General features: G+C 28.8%; 23 protein-coding genes. 9 read left to right on the top strand and 14 right to left on the bottom strand.

The features are described 5' to 3' along the window. Window positions 1–8 precede the first annotated feature (8 nt). Window positions 9–425: an HYC_CC_PP family protein gene (locus BX611_RS11815; RefSeq protein ID WP_115881471.1), complete on the bottom strand. Its 417-nt coding sequence runs from the start codon at window positions 423–425 to the stop codon at window positions 9–11. A 217-nt stretch (window positions 426–642) separates the two neighbouring features. Here BX611_RS11815 and BX611_RS11810 point away from each other — a divergent pair, with 217 nt between their 5' ends. Both BX611_RS11810 and BX611_RS11805 read left to right on the top strand, forming a co-directional pair. Then, window positions 643–1,632 (top strand): PorP/SprF family type IX secretion system membrane protein, encoded by a 990-nt coding sequence (locus BX611_RS11810; protein ID WP_115881469.1) that lies wholly within the window; start codon window positions 643–645, stop codon window positions 1,630–1,632. 20 nt (window positions 1,633–1,652) lie between these two features. Further along, entirely contained in the window at window positions 1,653–2,165 is a 513-nt protein-coding gene (locus tag BX611_RS11805) for a gamma carbonic anhydrase family protein (protein WP_115881467.1), read from the top strand. A 99-nt stretch (window positions 2,166–2,264) separates the two neighbouring features. Here BX611_RS11805 and murI read toward each other — a convergent pair whose 3' ends face one another. The 8 genes from murI to BX611_RS11765 form a co-directional block, all read right to left on the bottom strand. Next, window positions 2,265–3,053, bottom strand: a complete 789-nt coding sequence (murI, locus tag BX611_RS11800) for a glutamate racemase (RefSeq protein ID WP_115881465.1) — start codon at window positions 3,051–3,053, stop codon at window positions 2,265–2,267. 85 nt (window positions 3,054–3,138) lie between these two features. Then, window positions 3,139–3,639 (bottom strand): OmpH family outer membrane protein, encoded by a 501-nt coding sequence (locus BX611_RS11795; protein ID WP_115881463.1) that lies wholly within the window; start codon window positions 3,637–3,639, stop codon window positions 3,139–3,141. Window positions 3,640–3,658: 19 nt separating this feature from the next. Next, a complete protein-coding gene (locus BX611_RS11790) occupies window positions 3,659–4,450 on the bottom strand; it encodes an OmpH family outer membrane protein (RefSeq protein WP_115881461.1) in 792 nt (263 codons plus the stop codon). A gap of 66 nt (window positions 4,451–4,516) precedes the next feature. Beyond that, window positions 4,517–7,093: an outer membrane protein assembly factor BamA gene (gene bamA / locus BX611_RS11785; RefSeq protein WP_115881459.1), complete on the bottom strand. Its 2,577-nt coding sequence runs from the start codon at window positions 7,091–7,093 to the stop codon at window positions 4,517–4,519. Further along, entirely contained in the window at window positions 7,086–7,841 is a 756-nt protein-coding gene (locus tag BX611_RS11780) for an isoprenyl transferase (RefSeq protein WP_115881457.1), read from the bottom strand. Before BX611_RS11780 ends, bamA begins: the two co-directional genes overlap by 8 nt. Next, entirely contained in the window at window positions 7,841–8,521 is a 681-nt protein-coding gene (gene porG, locus BX611_RS11775) for a type IX secretion system protein PorG (protein ID WP_115881455.1), read from the bottom strand. Before porG ends, BX611_RS11780 begins: the two co-directional genes overlap by 1 nt. Before the next feature lie 133 nt (window positions 8,522–8,654). Beyond that, window positions 8,655–9,536 (bottom strand): NAD kinase, encoded by an 882-nt coding sequence (locus BX611_RS11770; RefSeq protein ID WP_115881453.1) that lies wholly within the window; start codon window positions 9,534–9,536, stop codon window positions 8,655–8,657. Between the two features lie 2 nt (window positions 9,537–9,538). Further along, window positions 9,539–10,198: a CBS domain-containing protein gene (locus BX611_RS11765; protein WP_115881451.1), complete on the bottom strand. Its 660-nt coding sequence runs from the start codon at window positions 10,196–10,198 to the stop codon at window positions 9,539–9,541. A gap of 99 nt (window positions 10,199–10,297) precedes the next feature. Between BX611_RS11765 and BX611_RS11760 the strand changes: the two genes are divergently transcribed. The 4 genes from BX611_RS11760 to tig all read left to right on the top strand — a co-directional run bounded on the left by BX611_RS11760 (window position 10,298) and on the right by tig (window position 13,808). Beyond that, the gene (locus BX611_RS11760; RefSeq protein ID WP_115881449.1) at window positions 10,298–11,020 is read left to right on the top strand and encodes a pyridoxine 5'-phosphate synthase; all 723 of its coding nucleotides are present in this window, start codon (window positions 10,298–10,300) and stop codon (window positions 11,018–11,020) included. Window positions 11,021–11,222: 202 nt separating this feature from the next. Then, on the top strand, window positions 11,223–11,984 hold the full coding sequence (locus tag BX611_RS11755; RefSeq protein WP_115881447.1) for an alpha/beta fold hydrolase: 762 nt from the start codon (window positions 11,223–11,225) through the stop codon (window positions 11,982–11,984). A gap of 55 nt (window positions 11,985–12,039) precedes the next feature. Further along, window positions 12,040–12,393, top strand: coding sequence for a phage holin family protein (locus BX611_RS11750; RefSeq protein WP_115881445.1), 354 nt, complete (start codon window positions 12,040–12,042; stop codon window positions 12,391–12,393). 92 nt (window positions 12,394–12,485) lie between these two features. Next, the gene (gene tig, locus BX611_RS11745; RefSeq protein WP_115881443.1) at window positions 12,486–13,808 is read left to right on the top strand and encodes a trigger factor; all 1,323 of its coding nucleotides are present in this window, start codon (window positions 12,486–12,488) and stop codon (window positions 13,806–13,808) included. Between the two features lie 148 nt (window positions 13,809–13,956). Here tig and BX611_RS11740 read toward each other — a convergent pair whose 3' ends face one another. The 4 genes from BX611_RS11740 to BX611_RS11725 all read right to left on the bottom strand — a co-directional run bounded on the left by BX611_RS11740 (window position 13,957) and on the right by BX611_RS11725 (window position 18,156). Next, a complete protein-coding gene (locus tag BX611_RS11740; RefSeq protein ID WP_115881441.1) occupies window positions 13,957–15,288 on the bottom strand; it encodes a DEAD/DEAH box helicase in 1,332 nt (443 codons plus the stop codon). Between the two features lie 31 nt (window positions 15,289–15,319). Further along, window positions 15,320–15,946: a class I SAM-dependent methyltransferase gene (locus BX611_RS11735; protein WP_115881439.1), complete on the bottom strand. Its 627-nt coding sequence runs from the start codon at window positions 15,944–15,946 to the stop codon at window positions 15,320–15,322. Further along, on the bottom strand, window positions 15,947–17,542 hold the full coding sequence (locus BX611_RS11730; RefSeq protein WP_115881437.1) for a M1 family metallopeptidase: 1,596 nt from the start codon (window positions 17,540–17,542) through the stop codon (window positions 15,947–15,949). A gap of 107 nt (window positions 17,543–17,649) precedes the next feature. Next, entirely contained in the window at window positions 17,650–18,156 is a 507-nt protein-coding gene (locus BX611_RS11725; RefSeq protein ID WP_115881435.1) for a hypothetical protein, read from the bottom strand. Window positions 18,157–18,349: 193 nt separating this feature from the next. Between BX611_RS11725 and clpP the strand changes: the two genes are divergently transcribed. From clpP to dnaG, 3 genes are all read left to right on the top strand, one after another. Beyond that, entirely contained in the window at window positions 18,350–19,009 is a 660-nt protein-coding gene (gene clpP, locus BX611_RS11720) for an ATP-dependent Clp endopeptidase proteolytic subunit ClpP (protein WP_115881433.1), read from the top strand. Between the two features lie 16 nt (window positions 19,010–19,025). Next, entirely contained in the window at window positions 19,026–20,267 is a 1,242-nt protein-coding gene (clpX, locus tag BX611_RS11715; RefSeq protein WP_115881431.1) for an ATP-dependent Clp protease ATP-binding subunit ClpX, read from the top strand. Between the two features lie 106 nt (window positions 20,268–20,373). Then, entirely contained in the window at window positions 20,374–22,407 is a 2,034-nt protein-coding gene (gene dnaG / locus BX611_RS11710) for a DNA primase (RefSeq protein WP_115881429.1), read from the top strand. Here dnaG and BX611_RS11705 read toward each other — a convergent pair whose 3' ends face one another. Next, window positions 22,408–22,779 carry an SPOR domain-containing protein gene (locus tag BX611_RS11705; RefSeq protein WP_115881427.1) on the bottom strand — a complete coding sequence of 124 codons (372 nt, stop codon included), beginning with the start codon at window positions 22,777–22,779 and terminating at the stop codon, window positions 22,408–22,410. Window positions 22,780–22,798 lie beyond the last annotated feature (19 nt).

The following is a 22,798-nucleotide window of genomic DNA, read 5'->3' as shown; positions in this document are numbered from 1 at the left end:
ACTTAAAATCAAATTAAGAATATTTCGTCAAGTGTTTGAATATCCTTGACTATAAATGGGGGTGAGTAATCTTTAAAAGGAATGATGTTTTCTTCTAATCCTTCAAATAAATTAATATAACTGCAAACAAACGAGGTAATAAAAACTTGTTGTTCAAAATTTAATTTAAAAACATCGGTTTTTAACTCACTTTGACCTTCAAATTGTTTTAAAATATCACTACAACAGTTGTCTTTATTTATACTACAATCTTTTGTTGGTGATGGTTTTTGCATTTCCATACCACAAGATTCAGCTTTAGAAAATAGTGCGCTGTCAACTAAGTAATCACCACAGAAGTGTTCACTAATTGTAAATGACATTGTAGAAAAAAGCACTACAAACGCCATTAAAACTGCTGTTATTTTTGTAAAAAACTGTCTCATTAGATTTCACAAAGGTATAAATTTTAATTTACTGGATATTAAAATCTTGTTAAATTCAATGGTATTAGTATTAAATACTAAAGAATCTTTTTAAAATAAATAGAAAATTGATTGTATAAAGAACAACGTTAAGTTTTTAATCTTTTTATTAATTTTATGAAATTTGAAATCTTAAAATAGTTATAAATATCATATATTTGGTAGTTTATTTATAATAATGAAAAATTACGGGGTTTTTATTTTTCTATGTTTTTTTATTTCAACAATTTACGTTGAAGCTCAGGAAACACTTCCAATATATACAGATTATTTATCGGACAATGTATATTTAGTTCATCCATCTGCAGCTGGTTTTAGAGATTGTAGCAATGTTAGGTTAACAGCAAGAAACCAATGGAGTGGAATTAAGGATGCTCCATCTTTACAAACTTTAAATATCCATACAAAATTTGGTGAAAAAGCAGGATTAGGTTTAATTATTTTTAATGATAAAAATGGGTATCATAGCCAACAAGGAGTTCAAGGTACATATGCCTACCATTTAGAATTAGGTAGGGCAGAAGATTATAAGCAATTATCATTTGGACTTTCTATGATGATGGTTAGTAATAAATTAGATGAAACTTCTTTTGATATTCCTGATCCGGTAATATCTCAAATTGTACAAAGCGAAAATTATTTTAATGCAGATTTTAGCATGGCTTACCATGCTGTAGACTTTTTTAGTTATTTAACTGTAAAAAACTTAATGCTAAGTGCTAGAAATTTGTACAATAAAGATTATGAATCTCTTAATTTAAGAAGGTATTTACTTTCTTTTGGATATTATTTTGATTATTTTAAAAATGGAAAAACGATAGAGTTTGAACCATCAATTATGATTCAATATATTGAAAGAACAAATGAAAAATTTGTTGATTTTAATATGAAAGTCTACAAAGAACTTCCTACTGCTAAACTATGGGCAGCTTTATCATACAGAAGAGGGTTTGATAATATTGATATTCAGCAATTAAATTATATATCACCTATAATTGGTGTTAATTTTGAAAAATATATGTTTTCTTATACATATACTAAGCAAGCAGGAGAAATTCTATTTGATGATGCTGGTTATCATCAAATTACTTTAGGATTTAACTTTGGATGCTTTAGTGCAAGGAGATTTTGGAATGAAAGAGGAGGTAAAACAAACAGAATGTTTTAATTTTTAAAACGAATTAAATAATGATTATAAAAGAATTAAACGGACATAAACCACAATTTGGAAACGATTGTTTTTTAGCAGAAAACTCAGTGATAATTGGTGAGGTAACAATGGGAGATCAATGCAGTATTTGGTATAATGCAGTAATTAGAGGTGATGTGCATTATATAAAGATGGGAAACAAGGTAAATGTTCAAGATGGTGCAGTTATCCACGCAACATACCAAAAATACCCAACAAATATTGGAAATAATGTTTCCATTGGGCATAATGCAATGGTACACGGTTGTACAATTCATGACAATGTATTAATTGGGATGGGAGCAATTGTTATGGACGATTGCATTGTAGAAAGTAACAGTATTATTGCAGCGGGAGCTGTTGTAACCAAAGGTACGCATATAGAGTCAGGTACAATTTATGCGGGCATTCCAGCAAAAAAAGTGAAGGATATTAGCCAGGAATTAATTTCGGGTGAAATAAACAGAATTGCAGATAATTATGTAAAATATTCAGGTTGGTATAAAATATAGCTTGTTGTCCTCACTCAGTTCAGGTTTTATGCTATATTTTTTTGGAGATTAACCTGTATGAAAATCTAAAAAAGAATATCGCTTCAACTCTTAACTCATTTAATAATTTAGTTGTTCAATAGTAAATTCTGAAGAAGCATCATTTAAAATTGATTCTAAAACTTCTTTTTTTCCATTTGTAAAAAAATGATACGATGTTTTTAATGTACTAGTAGCTAATAAATTATTTTTTTCTAATACGGCTTTTGTTTGTTTGGCAACTGCCTGGCCAGAATCTATAATATTTACAGTGGAACCCAAAATTTCTTTAATTTGAGGAATTAAATAAGGGTAATGTGTACAGCCTAAAACCAAATGATCTATATTAAATTTTAACATTGGTTTTAAGTATTTGTGAAGCAATTTTTTTATTTCTGGTGAATTTAGTTTTCCAGACTCAATTAGCGGAACCAAACCTTCACCTTCTTGCTCTATGGTGGTAATATTTTTAGTATATTCTTTAGCAGTTTTTTCAAAAAGTTTACTTGTAAGCGTTCCTTTGGTTGCCAATATTCCAATAGCACCTGTTTTACTTAAAAGAGCGGCAGGTTTAATTGCTGGCTCAATTCCAATAAAAGGAATAGGATAGTTTTTGCGTAAAAAATCAATTGCATTCGTAGTTGCTGTATTGCAAGCAACAATAATTAATTTACAACCTTTTGAAATTAAAAATTCAGTATTTTTTTTAGCTAATTCAATAATCTCTTCAGTATTTTTTTCACCGTATGGTGCATTTTTACTATCTGCTAAATAAATGGTATTTTCATTGGGCAGTAGTTTTATTACTTCTTTCCAAATTGAAGTGCCTCCAATACCTGAATCAAATAAGCCAATAGGTTGATTACTCACTTTGTAGAAATCTTTTTTTTGAATTATAAATGTATAAAAAATCCCGCTATTGCGGGATTTAAATTTATATCTAAAGTATATATTTTTATTGAATACCTAATTTAGCTTTAACTGCTGGTAATAAATCTGTACCATTTGCAACAATAATGCTTGAAGCGTCTAAAACATAAGTAAAACCTTGTTCAGCTGCAACATCTTCAATTGCTTTTCTAGCTTTTTCTAAAATTGGTTTTAATTTTTCGTCTCTCTTTTTTCCAATATCTTCTTGAGCAATTTGAGATGCTTGATATAAATTTTGACGATCTTGTTGAACTTCCATTTGTCTTTGTTGGTTCACTTCATCAGTTTGAGAAGCAACTTCAGCTTCATATTTTTTTAATTTAGCTGTAAGCTTATCATTTTCTGCTTTTAATTCAGATTCATAAGTTTTACTTAATTTTTCTAAATCAGCATTCAAAGTTTTAGTTTCAGGCATAAGACTTAATAATAAATCAGTACTTATATGACCTACTTTAGTTTGTGCTTGAACGGAGTTAAACCCTAAAGTAATTATTGCAATTAATAATAAAGTTCTAAATTGTTTCATTTTATTCTTGTTATTTAAATTAATTATTCTTGTTTTTTTCTTCTTGTGCTTTTTTAGCGTCTTCAATATCTTTTATTCTTTTTAATCTTTTAGCTTCAATTGCTTTTTTCAATTCCTCTCTCTTTTTTAGTTGAGCAGCTCTTTTATCTTCAATTCTTTGTTGTAATGCGGCTTTTTTTGCTTCCCTTTCATCTAATTTTTTAGCCGTCTCAATATTTTCTTGAGAATCTGTTTCGCTATTTACAACACCTGAGTTTATACCCTTTTGTTTTTCTTTTATAGCATCTAATTTTTTCTCTTTTGTAATATTTTTTATTACTAATTCACTAATATCATACTGACTATTTGTGTATAACATTATTAAATCGGTTGATTTGTCTAAAACAAAATCATATTTTCTTTTAACAGCAATATCTTGTATTGCATTGTAAACTAAATCTTGAATTGGTTGCACTAGTTGTTGTCTTAACAAAAACAAATCACCATTTACTCCAAAATAGGAATCTTGCATTTTTTTTAATTCTAAATTCTTAATTTGAATATCTTCTTCTTTATCCAAAATTAATTCTTTAGTCATTAAAGCTTTTTCAATATTTAATTCAGCTTTTAATGCTTCAATTTCCTGTTGTAGTTTTTCAATATTATTTTGCCAAGTTAAAGCTTTAGAATTTAGTTTAGATTGGGCTTCATTATACTCAGGAATATTTTCTAATATATACTCCATATCAATATAACCAATTCTTTGGGCTTTTTGAGCAATGGATGAAAAACTCAAAATTACAAACGCAAATAAAAGAACTTTTTTTGTCATAACTAATATGTATTTAGAAAAAACCGTGCCATTTTAAATTTTATTTACAAATATAACAGTTTTACATTAGAATTGTTGCCCTATAATAAAGTGTGTTTGCCATCCTGATTTTTCAGTACTTCCAGGTAATGGGTCAAATCCATGTGCAAAATCAATTCCTAACAAACCAAAGGCAGGCATAAAGATTCTAAGTCCTAAACCAGCAGATCTTTTTAATTGGAATGGGTTAAAGTTGCTAAAGCCATCGTATGAATTACCTGCTTCTAAAAATCCTAATGCATAAATAGATGCTGAAGGTTTTAAAGTAATAGGATATCTAAGTTCCATTTGAAATTTGTTATAAATAGTACCACCAGCAATTGAAGATAAACGTCCATTTTCATAACCTCTTAAAGCAATTGTTTCTCTACCATCTAATTGGTAAGAAGCCATTCCATCTCCTCCAACAAAAAATCTTTCAAACGGAGAGTCGCCTAATTTTTTGTTATAATGGCCTAAAATTCCAAATTCAGCATTAGACATTAAAACTAAATCTTTGGTTAAAGCAGTATACCATTTACCTTTAAAACTTGCTTTATAATATTCTAACCATCTGTATTTTTCTTGATCTTCAAGGGTTTCATAATCTTTATTATTCACTAAAGAATAAGGGAAAGTAATTTTAGCTCCAATACTAAAGTCGGATCCTGATTTTGGGAAAATAGGGTTTGGTCCGGCAGAACTTCTTCCTAAAGTAATATTATATGCTAAATTATTTGATTGACCAGTTGAAAATGAGAACGTTGAAATAGGATAATCTTTTAAATCGTATAACTGGTAGCTAATGCTTTGAGATAACGTAAAATAGTTATCAGGCCATTGTAAACGTTGACCTAATCCAATAGTTGCTCCTACTATATTTAAACGTTGATCCTTATCTACTTTATTCGTGTAATAATCATACCTAAACTGTTTAGAGTTATAAATAGAAAAGGATAGTGATCTAGGTTTTTTACCACCCAACCAAGGTTCTGTAAAAGAAAAACTTGAAGTTGTATAATACCTACTTTTTTGTAAACGTAATGATAATGTTTGTCCGTCTCCCATAGGAAGCGGTCTGTAGGCTTTTTTATTAAAAATATTTCGTGTTGAAAAGTTATTAAAGGATAGTCCTAAAGTTCCAATAAAAGATCCTCCACCATAACCACCTTGTAATTCTATTTGGCTAGAACCTTTTTCTGCAACGGTATAATCAATATCAACTGTTTTGTCTGAATAGTTTGGTTGAATATCTGGAGTAATTGCTTCTGCATCAAAAAATCCTAATTGACCAATCTCTCTAATGGTTCTAATAATGTCAGCTTTACTATATAAATACCCTGGTTTTGTTGTAATTTCTCTGTAAATAACATGGTCATTTGTTCTGTCGTTTCCATTTACAGTTACTTTTTTAATTTTAGTTTGCTGATCTTCATAAATACGAATTTCAACATCAATAGAGTCGTTATTTACTCTGGTTTCAACAGGTAATACACGTGAAAACAAGTATCCGTTATTTTGATAAACTGTTGAGATATCTTCTGAATCTGGAGAACCATCTCCTGTTACTCTTTCTTTTAAAACTTTACCATTATAGGTATCACCTTTTTCAATTCTTAAAATGCGTTGCAATTGATCATCGGTATATTTGCTGTTTCCTATAAAGCTAATATCTCCAAAAATGTATTTTTTTCCTTCCTCAACTTTTAAGTTTAAGTTTAGTGTATTGTCATCATTCCAAGTTAGTGAATGATCTATAATTCGTGCATCTCTGTGTCCTTTTTCACTATAAACAGTAATAATATTTTCTAAATCTTCTTTAAAGTCGGCATCAATATATTTTGATCCTTTCCAAAACCTACCAAGCATTTTCTTTTTGGTGTTTTTCATTGCCTTTCTCAGCTTTTTTGCACTAAAAGCTTCATTTCCTTCAAAAGTGATATTTTTTATTTTAACTTTTTCACCTTTATCAATATGAACCAACATATTCACAGTATTTACACTTGAAGTATCTGGTTTCGTGTCTAAAGTAACTTTGGTTTTTAAGAAACCTTTTTCTTGGTACTTCTTTTTAAAATAATTGGTTGTAGTAACTATTAAATTGTCTGTTACCATTGCGCCTTTTTTTAGCTCAGCATCTTTTTGAAGTTCTTTTGCTTTGCTGGACTTTATACCTTGAATAGTTATATTATTTAATTGCGGAAGTTCTTCAACTTCAAACTCTAAATAAACGGTATTACCATCAATTTTTGCAACATAAACTTCAACATTGCTAAATTGCTTTGTTTCATATAATTTTTTAATAGCACTGGTAAGTTTATCTCCAGGAAGTTTAATTTCTTGCCCATCTTTTAAACCGGTAAAAACTTTTACAGTTTGTTCTTCAAACTTTTTAAGTCCTTTTACGGTGATTCCTCCAAGTTCATAGGAACTGTCTTTCACGAAAGTGGAATCTATTTTTGGGATATTAATATTAAGAGTATCATTTTTAATAGTATCGTTTGAAATTTCACTATTTTTAATTTCAACATCTTTACTATTAGTGGTTTGTTCTTCCTGGGCGCTAAGCGAGTTAAAACTTAAAATAACAGTAAAAAGTAAAAGGGCTATTTTTAAATTATTCATTTATTTTTTCAATTTGTTCACTGGTTTTTCCAAACCTTCGTTCTCTATTTTGATATTCTAAAATTGCATTAAAAAGATTTTCTTTCTTAAAATCTGGCCAAAGTGTGTTTGTAAAGTACAATTCGGCATACGCTATTTGCCACAATAAAAAATTGCTGATTCTTTTTTCACCACTTGTGCGAATTAAAAAATCAACATCAGGCAAAGAAAACGTATATAAATGATTATTTATAATATTTTCGTTAATTTCTTCAATTTGAAGTTCATTATTAACAACTTTTTTTGATATATTTTTGATAACATTAACAATTTCATCTCTAGATCCATAACTTAAAGCTAAAGTTAAGGTTAAAGCAGTGTTATTTTTAGTTTTTTCAATTACTTCTGTAAGCTCTTTTCTAGCACTTTTTGGCAAATCGTTTAAGTTACCAATGGTAATTAATTTTATATTATTTTCTAGCAGAGATTTTAATTCTTTTTTAAGAGAAGAAACTAATAAAGACATTAGGGTTTTAACTTCTAATTTTGGTCGATTCCAATTTTCTGTTGAAAAGGCATACAATGTTAAATATTTAATTCCTAACTCTCGGCAACCTTCAATAGTTTCACGAACAGAATTAACACCATTTTTATGGCCAAATACTCTAGGTTTGTTTTTAAGTTTTGCCCATCTACCATTGCCATCCATAATTATTGCAACATGGTTTGGAACCTTATTTTTAAGTATTTTTGTTTCTAAAGCCTTCATTAATAGGGTGTTGCGTAACAAGGTGGTCTTCCAAAAGAATATACTAATGAGAAACCACTAAACATATACCAATCATTACTATTTGGGTTTCCAAATGTTAATGCTGTTATTTCGTTATTGTTATAATCAATATCATCTACAAAAGTATAACGAGCTCTAATTTCTAGAGCTAATGCAAAATCGCCAAAAAGTTTTGTTTTGTAACCAATTCCAAAGGGTATTGCAAACGAAGTGTTTGTGCCATATTCATAAGAAGAATCACTGTTCTGATTTGTAATTGTTTTATAATTAAATGCGGCTATTTCAATAAGTAAATAGGGTGTTTTTGTTTTTCTGAAGTCATCTAAATTATATTCAAAATAGTTAAACTCTAACCCAACAGCCAACTCTTTTAAGCTATTGTTAAAATGGATGCCTCTTAATTTACGTTCATTGTTTGTAGCATTGGCATCGTCTGCTGTTAATTGTGTAAATGTAAATGTTCCTCTTAATGCAACACGGGGGTTTACATTCCATTTATAAATTACACCACCCATAAAACTATTTGGGTTAATATAGTACTCAGAGCCTATATCTCCAATATAATTACTACCACCAGCAATTATTCCAATTTCATTAATTTGAGCATTGGAAGTTGTTGTGATACAGATAAATGCAATAAAAAAAAATATTTTTTTCATATATAAAATAGCGTGCAAATATAAATAATTCTATTTGCTTATAGAAGTTTAACAATGTCTTTTTTGATAAACTGTTTATAAGTGAAAATATTGTTTTAATGACAATGATACTTTATGAGTATATTTTTTAGTGTTAATTACGTGTGTCTTGTCCCCAAAGTAATTTTTCGCGTAATGTTTTTATAAATGTTTGCTCGTTAAATTGTACCATTTTTAAATTGAAATCGGCTTTTTCAACAGCTATTTCTGTATTGTTACTAATAGTTGTAATTCTTGAATCTAAAGAAAGAAAGAAATTTTCTTCTCTACCACTAACAGTGAAAGTTATTTTAGTATCGTCAGGTATTACTAATGGTCTGGCGTTTAAATTATGCGGTGCAATTGGTGTTAAAACTAAACTTTTTGCTTGTGGTGTTATAATTGGACCGCCACAACTTAAAGAATAACCTGTTGATCCGGTTGGTGTTGCAATAATTAATCCATCAGCCCAATAAGAATTTAAAAATTCATTATCTAAAAAAGTTTTAATGGTAATCATAGAAGCAGTGTTTTTTCTGCTAACTGAAACTTCATTTAAGGCAAAATTCAGAGAAGATAAATTCTCAATTTTAGGTGTTGTTGAAACACTTAATAAAGTGCGTTCTTTTATAACGAATTGGTTTTTTAATAATAATTCTACTGCATTAGAAATATTTTCTTTAGGTATGGTTGCTAAAAAACCAAGCCTACCGGTATTTATACCTACAATTGGAATATTTGAAGCTCTTATAAATGTAACAGCCCTTAAAATAGTACCATCACCACCTATAGTAAACATAAAATCGAATGAATTATTTAATTCGCTGTGTAATGAAAAAATTTTATGATTTTGTAATTTAATATGTTTTTTTAGACTTTTATAATATCGATGTTCGATTACAAAATCAATATTAAATTTATTTAAGGTATTAAATAAATTTTCAACATATTCAGTATCTTCAATTTTAAAATATTGTCCGTAAACAGCAACTTTCATGCTTAAATGTTTAAGTATTTTTGTAAGTATTCAGATCTTTCCTTTAGGTCTTCCAAATAAAAATCTTCTTTGTGTTTAGATAGTACATTGTAATTATAGCGTCTGAATGTTTGTATAATTTCATTTACATCTTGTGAATTAAATTTAATGGTAATTTTCACAATTGCTCCAGTTGTTTCTGTAATAAAAAGACCTAATATTTTTCCATTATTAGATTCTACAATTTGACAAACCTGACTAAATGAAAAATCTTGAATTTCCTTTTCTAAAAGTACTACAATTCCTTCACTTTTTAAAAAAGGAGTTTCATTATAAACATGCAAAATGTCTGTTAAATCTAAATACCCTATGTAATTATTATTCTCTTTAACAACAGGTATTAGGTTTGCTTCATTTGCCGCAAATACCTTAATTAATTCTAATAAATTTTCAGTTTCTTCTGCAAAAAATAAATTAAATAAATAGTTTAAATCGTCAAGCTGTTTTTCGTTATCATCAATTCCTTCAATATCAATTTCAGAAATTAAACCAATTAGAGTTTTATTTTCTACAATAGGAAAATGCGAAAATGTATTTTCTTTAAAAAACAATTTTACTTGCGCAACCTTAGTACTTAATGAAAAAGGTTTAAATTCTTTTAATATAAATGGGGTGGTTTCCATATTGTCTGCTATTATACTACAAATTAATCAAAAATAAAACCAAAAACATATTCTTAGTTCGTAAATTTGCCACTCTTTTTAATTTAAAGGATTTTAGAAATGACAAAGTTAAGTGTAAACGTAAACAAAATAGCAACATTGCGTAATTCAAGAGGGGGTGATTTCCCTAATGTAGTTAAGGTATCTTCAGATATTCAGGATTTTGGAGCTGAAGGAATTACTATTCACCCAAGGCCTGATGAGCGTCATATTAGATATCAAGATGCTTATGATTTAAAAAAAATAGTAACTACAGAATTTAATATTGAAGGGAATCCAATCCAAAAATTTATGGATTTGGTGTTAGCTATTTGTCCAACACAAGTTACACTGGTTCCAGATTCAATTGATGCAGTTACATCAAATGCAGGATGGAATACAATTAAGCACCAATCTTTTTTACAGGAAGTTATTGCTGAATTTAAATTAAAAGGAATTAGAACTTCTGTTTTTATTGATCCGGATTTAAAATTAATTGAAGCTGCAGCAACAACGGGTGCTGATAGAATTGAATTGTACACCGAAGATTTTGCAACACAATTTGCTTTGGGAAATAAAGACGCAATAATACCCTATACAAAAAGTGCTGTTTTAGCTTCTGAACTCGGTTTAGGTATTAATGCAGGTCACGATTTAAGTTTGGATAATATTCAGTTTTTTGCAGAAAATATTCCAAATTTATTAGAAGTTTCAATTGGGCATGCTTTAATAACAGAATCTCTGTATTTAGGATTGGAAAATGTTATTAATATGTATAAATATAAATTGAGTTTAAAAGTCTAAAGTTGAAAAGTTAAAAGTTTTATGCGGTGGTTGAGCAGAGTTGAAACCACTTTTATTAAAACGAAAAACTACTTGCAATCTCATTTTTAGAAGTTGGAAAGTCACGAAGGTTAAAAGTTAGAATGTTTTTAAATTTTCGAATTTTATAATTACACAATTCAACAGTTATAAGATTACTAAAAATTAAATATTAAAAACTAAAATGATATTACATTCAAGAATTTTAGGAGAAGGTAAACCACTACTTATTTTGCACGGTTATTTTGGAATGGGTGATAATTGGAAAACGCTAGGAAATAAATTTGCGGAAAATTTTGAAGTTCATTTATTGGATCAAAGAAATCACGGACGAAGTTTTCATTCAGATGAATTTGACTATGAATTACTGGTAGAAGATTTACACAATTATATTCTTCATTATAATTTAGAGAAAGTTTATTTATTAGGGCACTCAATGGGTGGGAAAGTAGTGATGTTGTTTGCAGTTACCTATCCAGAATTGGTTGATAAATTAATAGTTGCTGATATTGGTCCAAAATATTATAAACCACATCATGAATCTATTTTGGCAGCTTTAAATGCTGTTAATTTTTCAATTCACAATACGCGAGAAAAAATAGAAGATGTATTAAAAATTTACATTAGTGAACTTGGAATTCTTCAGTTTTTACTTAAAAATGTTTATAGAAAAACCAAAGAGCAATTTGCTTTTAGATTTAATCTTCAAAGTTTAACGGAGAATAATAGTGAAGTTGGTGAAGCATTACCATCATTTACTCATTTTGATGGGGAAACATTATTTTTAAAAGGTGAAAAATCCGATTATATAACTTCAGAAGATAATCCACTAATTACCGCACACTTTTCAAATTCAAAAATTGTAACTGTCAAAAATGCAGGACATTGGCTACATGCCGAGAATCCAACACAGTTTTTTAAGGAAGTTGTCAGCTTTTTAGGGTAATTAATAATTTGGCATAATTATGGTTAAATTTATAGTTCATTATAAATTTAATAGTATGAAACTAATATTAAGAATTTTGCTTACTGCAATAGCTGTGGTTGTTATTTCAGAATTTTTACCGGGAATAACATTAGATGAGGGTTATAAAAGTGCAATAATTGTAGCCATTGTTTTAGGATTGCTTCGTGTTACAGTAAAGCCACTACTTATATTTTTTACCTTACCAGCAACCATTGTAACTTTAGGTTTGTTTTTGTTAGTAATAAATGCAGTTATAATAATGTTGGCGGGTTATTTTGTAACAGGCTTTACAGTGTCTGGGTTTTGGGTAGCCTTGCTGTTTAGTTTACTATTATCACTATTTCAATCAATTTTGTACTCATTTTTGGAAGAAAATAAAGAAAAATAGTTGAATTTGAACGTGTTAAATATTTGTCAAGTACACAAAAAGTAGTACTTTTGCACCCAATTTTGAATGATTTAAGATAAAAACAACATAAAATGAATATTACAAAAGAAAGTGTTGATGCATTAAATGCAGTTGTAAAGGTTGAAATTTCAGCCGCAGATTACCAAGATAAGGTAGAGAAAATTTTACAAGATTACCGTAAAAAAGCTGATATACCAGGTTTTAGAAAAGGTCAAGTGCCGATGGGAATGGTGAAAAAACAATACGGTAAATCTATAATGATTGATGAAGTAAATAAATTATTACAAGATTCATTAAACAATTATTTGGTTGAAGAGAAATTAGATATTTTAGGAAATCCATTACCAAAAATGCAAGATGATTTTTCTTGGGATGCAGAAGATTATGCATTCGAATTTGAATTAGGTTTGGCTCCTGAGTTTGATGTAAATTTAGATGCAAAAAAGAAAATTATACAATATAATATTGTAGCTGATGATGAATTGTTAGGAAAAGAAGTTGAAAATATTCAAAAGCGTTTTGGTAAAATAGTTACTAAAGAAGTTGTTGAAGAAGGTGTGAACATTGCAGGTACTTTTGTAAACGAAGAAAAGGGAATTGATAAAAAATCTACTATTGAGTTAGGTTCAATTAAAGGAAAAGTAAATCAAAAGAAATTTATTGGTGCTAAAGTTGGTGATGTTATTGAATTAAAATCAAAAGGACTTTTTGATGATGATCACAAATTAATGGGAGCATTAGGTGTAGGACATGATGAAATTCACGATTTAGATATTCCTTTAACTTTTACCATTGAAGAAATTAATGTTACTGAACTTGCAGAGGTAAATCAAGAATTGTTTGATAAAGTATTTGGGCCAGATGTTGTAAAATCTGAAGAAGAACTTAGAGAAAAAATAAAAGAAGATGCTGAAAAGCAATTTCAAACGCAAGCAGATCAACAATTATTAAATGCTGTAACTGAATATTTAGTTGAAAATACAAAATTTGAGTTGCCTGCTGAATTTTTGAAAAAATGGTTAGCTGTAGCTGGTGAAAAACCAATGACTGCTGAACAAGCTGCTGAGGAATATGAAAAATCTGAAAAAGGATTACGTTACCAATTAATTGAAGGAAAAGTATTAAAAGACAACGAACTTCAAATTAATTTTGAAGAGTTAAAAGACTTTACAAAAGGTTTTGTAAAAGCGCAAATGGCTCAATACGGACAATTAAATCCTGAAGAAAAAGAATTGGATGATATTGTACAACGTGTATTAAGTAACCAAGAGGAAGCTAAGCGTTTACAAGAACAACTGGTAAGTAAAAAACTACTTGATTTTTATAAAGAAAAAATCACTTTTAAAGTGAAAGAATTAAATTATGAAGCTTTTGTAAAAGAAGTTTACAAATAAGAAATCATATTTTTAAAAATTAAAAACTCCTTAATAATATTTATTAAGGAGTTTTTTTATGTTTTTTTAGTCGTAATTAGATTCAGAATTTAAATAAGTGTTTTAAGTTTGATTAAGTAAATACTCCACAAACACGGTATGACTTAGTTTACTTTCTTTTTTGCCCCCTTGTTTTAGGCTTTTTATACTTTTTAGCAATTTCTCTTCTGTAAGAACCACCTAAGTTTTTCTTTTGATTTTTTTCTTTTTTCTCATGAAATGCTGGTCCGCTTGGTTCGGTAATTATGCGTTTTGCATTCTTACTTTCGGGTTCAACTTTAGGCATTTCCTCATCAATTAAACGCGTTGAAATTTCAATATTATCTGGTAAATCTAAAACTTCAATTTCCATATTCATTAATATTTCAATTTCACCTAAATATTCCGCTTCTTCTTCATTAAAAAATGAAATTGCAATCCCTTCTTGTTCTGCTCTACCTGTTCTACCAATTCTATGAATATAATTTTCAGGTTCTTTAGGGATATCAAAATTAATAACGTGACTTACATCTGTTAAATCCAATCCACGTGCAATAATATCAGTTGCAATTAAAATATTAAAAAAGCCCATTTCAAAGTTTTTTACAGAGCGTAATCGGTAATTTTGGGTTTTGTTAGAGTGTATTACATCTGCATCATTTGGTAAAGCAATTTCTAATTCTTCATATAAAATATTAGCTTGTTTTTTGTTTTTCACAAACACCAAAACCTTATTAAAAGTAGTTTTGTCTTGTAATAAGTTAACTAAAAAATTCACTTTTGTGTAAAAATTAGGAACTGGGTAAGCTAATTGTTTTATAGTATTTAACGGACTTCCACTTGCAGCAACTTCAATTTTTATGGGAGATTTAAAAAAGTCGTGTAATAAGTCGTTTACTTCTTGTGTTAAGGTTGCAGAAAATAAAATATTCTGACGTTTTTTAGGCAATAAATCAAGTAATGTAATTAATTGTGATCTAAATCCAAGATTCATCATTTCATCAACTTCATCAATAACTAATTTCTGAATTTGTTTCAATTTTAAAATGCCATCTAAAGCTAAATCTAATAACCTTCCGGGAGTTGCTACTAAAATATCCTGACCTTCATAAACAAGTTGTTTTTGTTTATTTAGGTTGGTTCCACCATAAACTCCAGCAAACCGCACATTAATATAAGGTGTTAAATTTTCAATTTCTTGAATTACTTGTACCACCAATTCTCTGGTTGGAACAACAATTAAAACACGAGGTTGTTTCTGTTCAGAATAGGTTAGTTGTCTTAATATTGGTAGTAAATATGCAAATGTTTTTCCTGTTCCGGTTTGCGCTATACCTACCATATCTTTACTGCTCATAATAACAGAAAAGGCTTTTTCTTGTATAGGTGTTGGTGTTTCAAACCCCATTTCAGTTAAGGCATCTAATAAAAAGCGGTTTAAATTTAAATCGGAAAAGGTCATTTTTTTAGTTTTTGCAAATATAAGCCTTAAATTATACTTCAAAGGTTATCAATCTATTATTAATTGTAACTTTTGAAAAACTAACATTTTCTTTAATCCAATTAAAAGTGTTTTTGTGATAAAAAATAACATGTGTGTTATCATCTTTATAATACCATTCTTTAAAATCAATAGTTTTAGAAAACAAATCGGTCATGCAATATAATTTACCGTTTTGTTTTAGTAATGATTTCAAAAGCTTGAATTCTTTTAATGGATAGTGAAAATGTTCAATAACCTCACAGCAAACTATAAAATCATAGTTGGTTTTTAAAACCTTTTGATTATTGTCAAAAAAAGGATCGTAAGTTGTAATTGGGTAGTTTTTATCTCTTAATAATTTTGTAATAACCGGTCCAGTTCCACATCCAAAATCTAACCCGTTTTTTGAATTTTTAAAATCTTTTAAAACAGCTTTTACAATGGGGCTTACAAAGTTTTGATAACGAATATCATTAACATTATTATTATGCTCTCGGTACCTTATAATTTCTTCGTTTGGAGTAGGATAATTACTTGAATTTAATAGTATAGCTTCACAATTTTCACATTGAAAATATTCTTTAAAATTTGATTTAAAGAATGCTGCAGTTGTGGAATTGCAAAGCGAACATTTCATTTATTCGATAATTTCAAATAGTAAATTAATATTAGGGTCGTATTTAATTTCTTTTACATCCATTAATTTTGTTGTAATTACAAAAGGTTCTTTTTTTGAAGTAATTTCAATGGTTTTGATTTCAGAAGTACCGTCGGAATAGGTAATTTCTAAATCTAGGGGAAATTGAAAAATAGTGTTTTGTTTTTGCTCAACAATAATTCTTAATTTATCGCTTCCATGAATCCAAGAAGAATTTATTTTGGGCTGTCCAGTTTTTTGGAGCCATTGTGAAAAGAAAATATCTAAATTTTTACCTGAAACCTGTGCCATTAAATTTTTAAAATCGTTTGTTGAGGCATTTTTGAATTTGTAAAAATCGTAGTAGGTTTTAATGCCTTTCCAAAAATTTTCTACTCCAACTTTATTTTTTAACATATGTAATACCCAAGCTCCTTTTTGATAAGAGTTCGGATTTAATAACCCCATATAATTTGTAGTTTTAGTATCTATTACAGGAGTTTGTTGTTTTTTATAAAAATTTAAAACCTTATTGCGCTCTTCTTTTAACCGTTGTTTAAACGCAGCTTCACCATCACTTTTTAAAATATATAAATCTGTTAAATAAGTGGCGAAACCTTCACTAAGCCATAAATGTGGCCAGTCTATTTCAGATGCAGAATTGCCGAACCATTGGTGTGCAATTTCATGTGCAATTAAATCTTTATGTTCTTGTTTTCCAGTAACAGATTTTTCAAAATAAAAAATATTTCCGGCATTTTCCATACCGCCAAAACGTGTTTTAGATTGCACGTTTGCAAGTTTTAAAAATGGATATTCTCCAACATTTTCTATAAAGAAATCTAAAATTTCTTTAGCTATGGAAAAGTCATAAAAACCATCCTCTTTTGTTTGTGGATATACCCAGGTGGAAACAGGAATATTATGCGTTTCACCAATATTTTGAACAGCGAATTTAGCAATTCCAACAACCATTACTTTTGTTGGCAAAGGAGTAGCTGTTTTCCAGTGATATTGTTTTAAGTTGTTAGTTAAATTGGTTTCTTCAACCTGAAAACCATTTGCAATTACTTGGTAATGGTTTGGTGCATTAATAATATATTCAATAGTTGCTTTGTCAGAAGGGTGATCTACACATGGAAACCAATTATGTGCTCTGTTTGGCCAATTATCTCCAAAGTAGGTTCGGTCTCCATATAAATTTTTCGAAATTACCAATCCGTCTTTAGGGATTCCACTATATTTAATTTTATAAGTATAAGGTAGCCTTGGGAAAACGTGTTGAGGCTCTATGGTTAATTTATTGTTTTTTTGAGTAAAACTTACTAAAATATTGTTTTGGTAAATAGAATCTACTTGCATTCCCATTTCTGTAGAATCTTTTGAAACTAAATCTAAGTCAAATGAATTAACAGATTTTTTAAACTTAATGGAAACTTCCATTGTGGCATTTATTACATTAGTAGTATCATTTACTTCAAGGTGTAATTTGTAATGTTGCACATCTAAAGTGTTAAACCTATTTTGATAGGTTTGCGCAAAAAGTATGGAGTTAAATCCGAAAAAAAATATTAATATTTTTGAAATAATTTTCATTTTGAAATAATTAGGGTTTCAAATATACTTAAAATCAATACTAATTGTAAATAAAAAAGGTCCGAAGATAAAATATCTTCAGACCTTTTTCAACTAAAACTAAAAGATTAACCTTTGTTGTAAAGGTTAACAATTTCCATAATATCAACCAATTGTTTCGATTCAATTTTTGAAGATATTTGAGGAGCATCACTTAAAAATGAACCTATAACTTTTTTAAATTTATTACTTGAAGAAGGAACTTTAATTAATTCATCATAAACTTTTTCAATGTAGTAAGTTGTGCTACCGTTGATATTTCTTTCGTATAGATTTAATTTTTCGCCATTAACAACTTTTTTAGCAAGGATCATTTCTCCTGAATTATATATTCTGCAGTAAATGTCAACTCCTCTGTTGTAACATTTAATGGTTTCTATATCGGGGCTTTGCTCGTTTCCTGCTTCATCAATATAGTTGATGTGTAATAAACTTTTTGCTTCGCTTAGTTTTTCAATTTTCACATTGGAAATTGTATCGTAATGTTTAGTTACAATTGTTCCATTTTCATATTCCTGTCCATAAATACTAATTGTAAAAATAAATACTAGTATTAATAATAATTTCGATTTCATGGTATATTTTATTTATATTTTGAATTTCAATATAAAGGTACTCAATAATGTTATGCGCGCATAACATTATTATTATTATTTTGTTAAAATATTGTTATATAAAATCATTCTAAATACATACATTATTATTATAGGCTATTTAATTCATGAATACTTCTTATCTTTACAGCCTTAATTTTATAAAAACTATAAAATGGATTACGGAAAAGAGTTTAAAAAGTTTGCAACTAAGCAACAAGGAATCAGTAGCATGTACTACGATAAAATTGTAAGTAGTGTTACACCATATATTATTGAAGAACGCCAATTAAATGTAGCACAAATGGATGTGTTTTCTCGTTTAATGATGGATCGTATTATATTTTTAGGTACTGCAATTGATGATTATGTAGCTAATATTATTCAAGCACAATTGTTGTTTTTAGAAAGTGTTGATAATTCAAAAGATATATCAATTTATATAAATTCTCCGGGAGGAAGTGTTTATGCAGGTTTAGGAATGTATGATACTATGCAGTTTATAAAACCAGACGTAGCAACAATTTGTACTGGAATGGCAGCATCTATGGGAGCTGTGTTAATGTGTGCCGGTGAAAAAGGTAAGCGTTCTGCGTTACCTCATTCACGTATTATGATTCACCAACCATTAGGTGGAGCTCAAGGGCAAGCAAGCGATATTGAAATTACAGCTCGTGAAATATTAAAATTAAAAGATGAGTTATACCAAATAATTTCAAAACATTCTGGGCAAACTATGGAGAAAGTTCATGCAGATTCAGATCGTGATTATTGGATGAAAGCTGAAGAAGCAAAAGCTTATGGAATGATTGATGAAATTTTAATTAGAAAGTAAATAATTTACTGAAGAAATGGCGAAAGATGAAGTTTTAGAATGTTCGTTTTGTGGTAGAAAAAAACCAGAAACGGATTTGTTGATAGCTGGTTTAGATGCACATATTTGTGATAAATGTATTGAACAAGCGCATGGTATTGTGATGGAAGAAATAGCAGAAAATTCTTCTTCTTCACTTACTTCAGAATTGGTTGTAAAAAAACCAAAAGAAATAAAAGAGTTTATTGATCAATATATGATTGGGCAAGATCAGGCAAAACGTGTAATGTCTGTTGCCGTTTACAATCATTATAAAAGGTTGTTACAACCAAATACAAAAGATGAAGATGATGTAGAAATTGAAAAAAGTAACATTATTTTAGTTGGAGAAACTGGAACTGGTAAAACATTAATTGCACGTACTATTGCAAGAATGTTAAATGTTCCTTTTTGTATTGTTGACGCAACAGTTTTAACTGAAGCTGGTTATGTAGGTGAAGATGTTGAAACTATTTTAACACGACTTTTGCAAGCTGCGGATTATGACGTTATTAAAGCAGAGAGAGGTATTGTTTTTATTGATGAAATAGATAAAATTGCACGAAAAGGAGATAATCCTTCAATTACCCGTGATGTTTCAGGTGAAGGAGTACAACAAGCATTACTTAAATTATTAGAAGGTGCTGTAGTAAATGTACCTCCAAAAGGAGGAAGAAAACACCCAGATCAAAAATTTATTGAAGTAAATACAAAGGATATACTTTTTATTGCTGGTGGAGCTTTTTCTGGAATAGATAAATTAATTGGAAAGCGTTTAAACCGTCAGGCAGTTGGCTATAGTGCATCAATAAAAGTGGATAAGGTTGATGAAACTAATTTATTGCAATATATTATTCCAAGTGATTTAAAATCATTTGGGTTAATCCCTGAAATAATTGGACGTTTACCAGCACTTACACATATGAATCCATTAGATACTGATACTTTAAGAGCGATTTTAACCGAGCCTAAAAATTCAATTATTAAACAATATCAAAAATTGTTTAAAATGGATGGTATAGATTTTTCGATAAATGAAAAAGCATTACAATACATTGTTAATAAGGCAGTTGAGTATAAGTTAGGTGCTCGTGGTTTAAGGTCATTATGTGAAGCAATTTTAACAGATGCTATGTTTGAACTTCCGGGAACTGAAGAAAAGGAGCTTAAGATTACAGAGAAGTATGCCGAAAATAAAATTAAAAAATCGACTTTAAAAAAATTGAAAGCGGTTTCTTAAAATTAAATAGACACAAATTAATTTAAATCACCCTTTATTTTTTAAAGGGTGATTTTTTTATCTAAAATTTGTAATTTAGAAAACTTTTAAAAAGCATAAATTAAAATTGATTTCAAGAAGTACCATAGATAGAGTTTTTGAAACCGCCAGAGTAGAGGAGGTAATTGGTGAATTTGTTCAGTTAAAAAAAGCTGGAAGTAACTATAAAGGATTAAGTCCGTTTTCAGAGGAGAGAACACCATCATTTATGGTATCACCTGTAAAACAAATTTGGAAAGATTTTAGTACTGGTAAAGGAGGTAATGTAGTTTCATTTTTAATGGAACAAGAGCATTATTCGTACCCGGAAGCAATTAGATATTTAGCTAAAAAATACAATATTGAAATTGATGAAATTGAGCAATCTGATGAGCAAAAACAGCAAGCTGACGAAAGAGAGAGTATGTTTTTGGTTTCAGAATTTGCGCGTGATTATTTTCATAAAAACTTGCTTGAAGATGAACAAGGAAAAGCGATTGGTTTAAGTTACTTTAAAGAAAGAGGATATACAGAAGAAACTATTAAAAAATTTCAATTAGGTTATGCTTTAAATGAGTGGGAAGCATTTACTACCGAAGCATTAAATAAAGGATATAATTTAAAATATTTAGAATCTACAGGACTTACCATTGTTAAGCAAGATTTATTAGCTGAAAATGGGACAAAAACATTCGATAGATTTAAAGGTCGCGTACTATTTCCAATTCATAGTATGAGTGGACGTGTACTTGGTTTTGGTGGTAGAATTTTAACCAATGATAAAAAGGCAGCTAAGTATTTAAATTCACCGGAAAGTGATATTTACCATAAAAGTAATGTTTTATATGGCATACATTATGCAAAACAAACTATTGCAAAAGAAGATAATTGTTATTTGGTAGAAGGTTATACCGATGTAATTTCATTATATCAATCGGGTATTGAAAATGTGGTTTCTTCATCAGGAACGGCACTTACTGGAAATCAAATTAGATTGGTAAACCGACTTACAAAAAACATTACTATTTTATTTGATGGAGATGCTGCTGGAATTAGAGCCTCAATTAGAGGAATAGATTTAATACTTGAGCAAGGGATGAACGTGAGAGTGTTAATGTTTCCCGATGGTGACGATCCAGATAGTTATTCAAAAAAAGTATCAAAAGATGAGCTAAAAAATTACTTAGAAAATAATTCGCAAGATTTCATCAATTTTAAGGTTTCCCTTTTAATGGAGGAAGCCAAAAATGATCCAGTTAAAAAAGCAGGCTTAATTCGTGACATTGTAATTAGCATTTCTAAAATTCCAGACCGAATTCAACGTGAGGTTTATATCCAGGAATGTGCCAGAATAATGGATATTTCAGAAAACGTATTGTTTAATGAATTAGCTCAAATTGATAATAAATTAAAAAGAGAAGCTTCAAAAAGCGGCCGAAGTAGCACTTATAATAGAGGTAAACATCCAGATCCAAATGAACCACCAATGGATGTGCTATATCCTGAAATGTTACAACTTCAAAAAACACCTCAATTTGAAAAAATAAATGAACTTAAAAAGTATGAGCGTGAAATAATAAAAATATTGTTGCTTTATGGTAACAATGAAGTGGATTTTGTTGATTATGTTGAAGAAGGTGAAGTGGAAGGGAAAGAGTTTCATACATTAAAAAAGGAACATTTTCAAAATGTAGTTTCAAAAGAAATTTATTTGAATTTACAAGATGATGAAGTTGAATTTACTGATGAAACCTTTAAGAATATTTATTATGATGTTATTAATCAGTTAAATCAAAATAAAAATATTTCTGTAGATGTTTTGGTAAACCATTCCAATCCGGAAGTTTCTAATTTGGTTACAAATATTTTAATGGATGATGAAAAACATGTGCTAAGTAATTGGGAGCGAAAGGATATTATTGTAAAAAGTAAAGAGAGTGATCTTTCTAAAATGGTATTAGATGCAATTTATAATTTAAGACGCGTGCTAATTGAAGAAAAAATTAGTTCTTTAGTTTCCAATGTTGAAAACGAAAGCGAACGTGAACAAATTTTAGAAACCGTAGTTAATTATACAAGTTTAAAACAACGATTGTTTGAAAGGTTAAACAGAGTTGTTTAATTAAATATTTTCTTCTAGAACAATTGCCCCAGAAAATTCCTCCTTAATAATTAATAAAACTTTGTCTGCTTCTAATCGAGTTTCAAAATCGCCAACTTGTGTTTTCCATTCAGGAGATTTGTAAATAATTTTGGTTTTATATTCAGGAAATGAACTCTGAAAATTAGATTTAATTTTATAGGCTTGAGATTCAGAACCGTTATAAAGTTGAATTTTATAAACTATTGTGTTTTTGTTATGTTTATTAAAGCTTCTTTTTTGGGTAATTAAATTGTCAATTTTTTCATTTTCACTTTGCGCAAAGAGTGTTCCCGCAAATAATACAAAAATCAATAAAAAGTTTAGATATCTTTTTTTAGATGTTAGCTTCATATTTAATAATTTTTTTCAA

It is taken from the genome of Lutibacter oceani (genome assembly GCF_003384935.1).
GTDB lineage: Bacteria > Bacteroidota > Bacteroidia > Flavobacteriales > Flavobacteriaceae > Lutibacter > Lutibacter oceani.
This window is presented reverse-complemented; position numbering and strand designations above follow the sequence as displayed.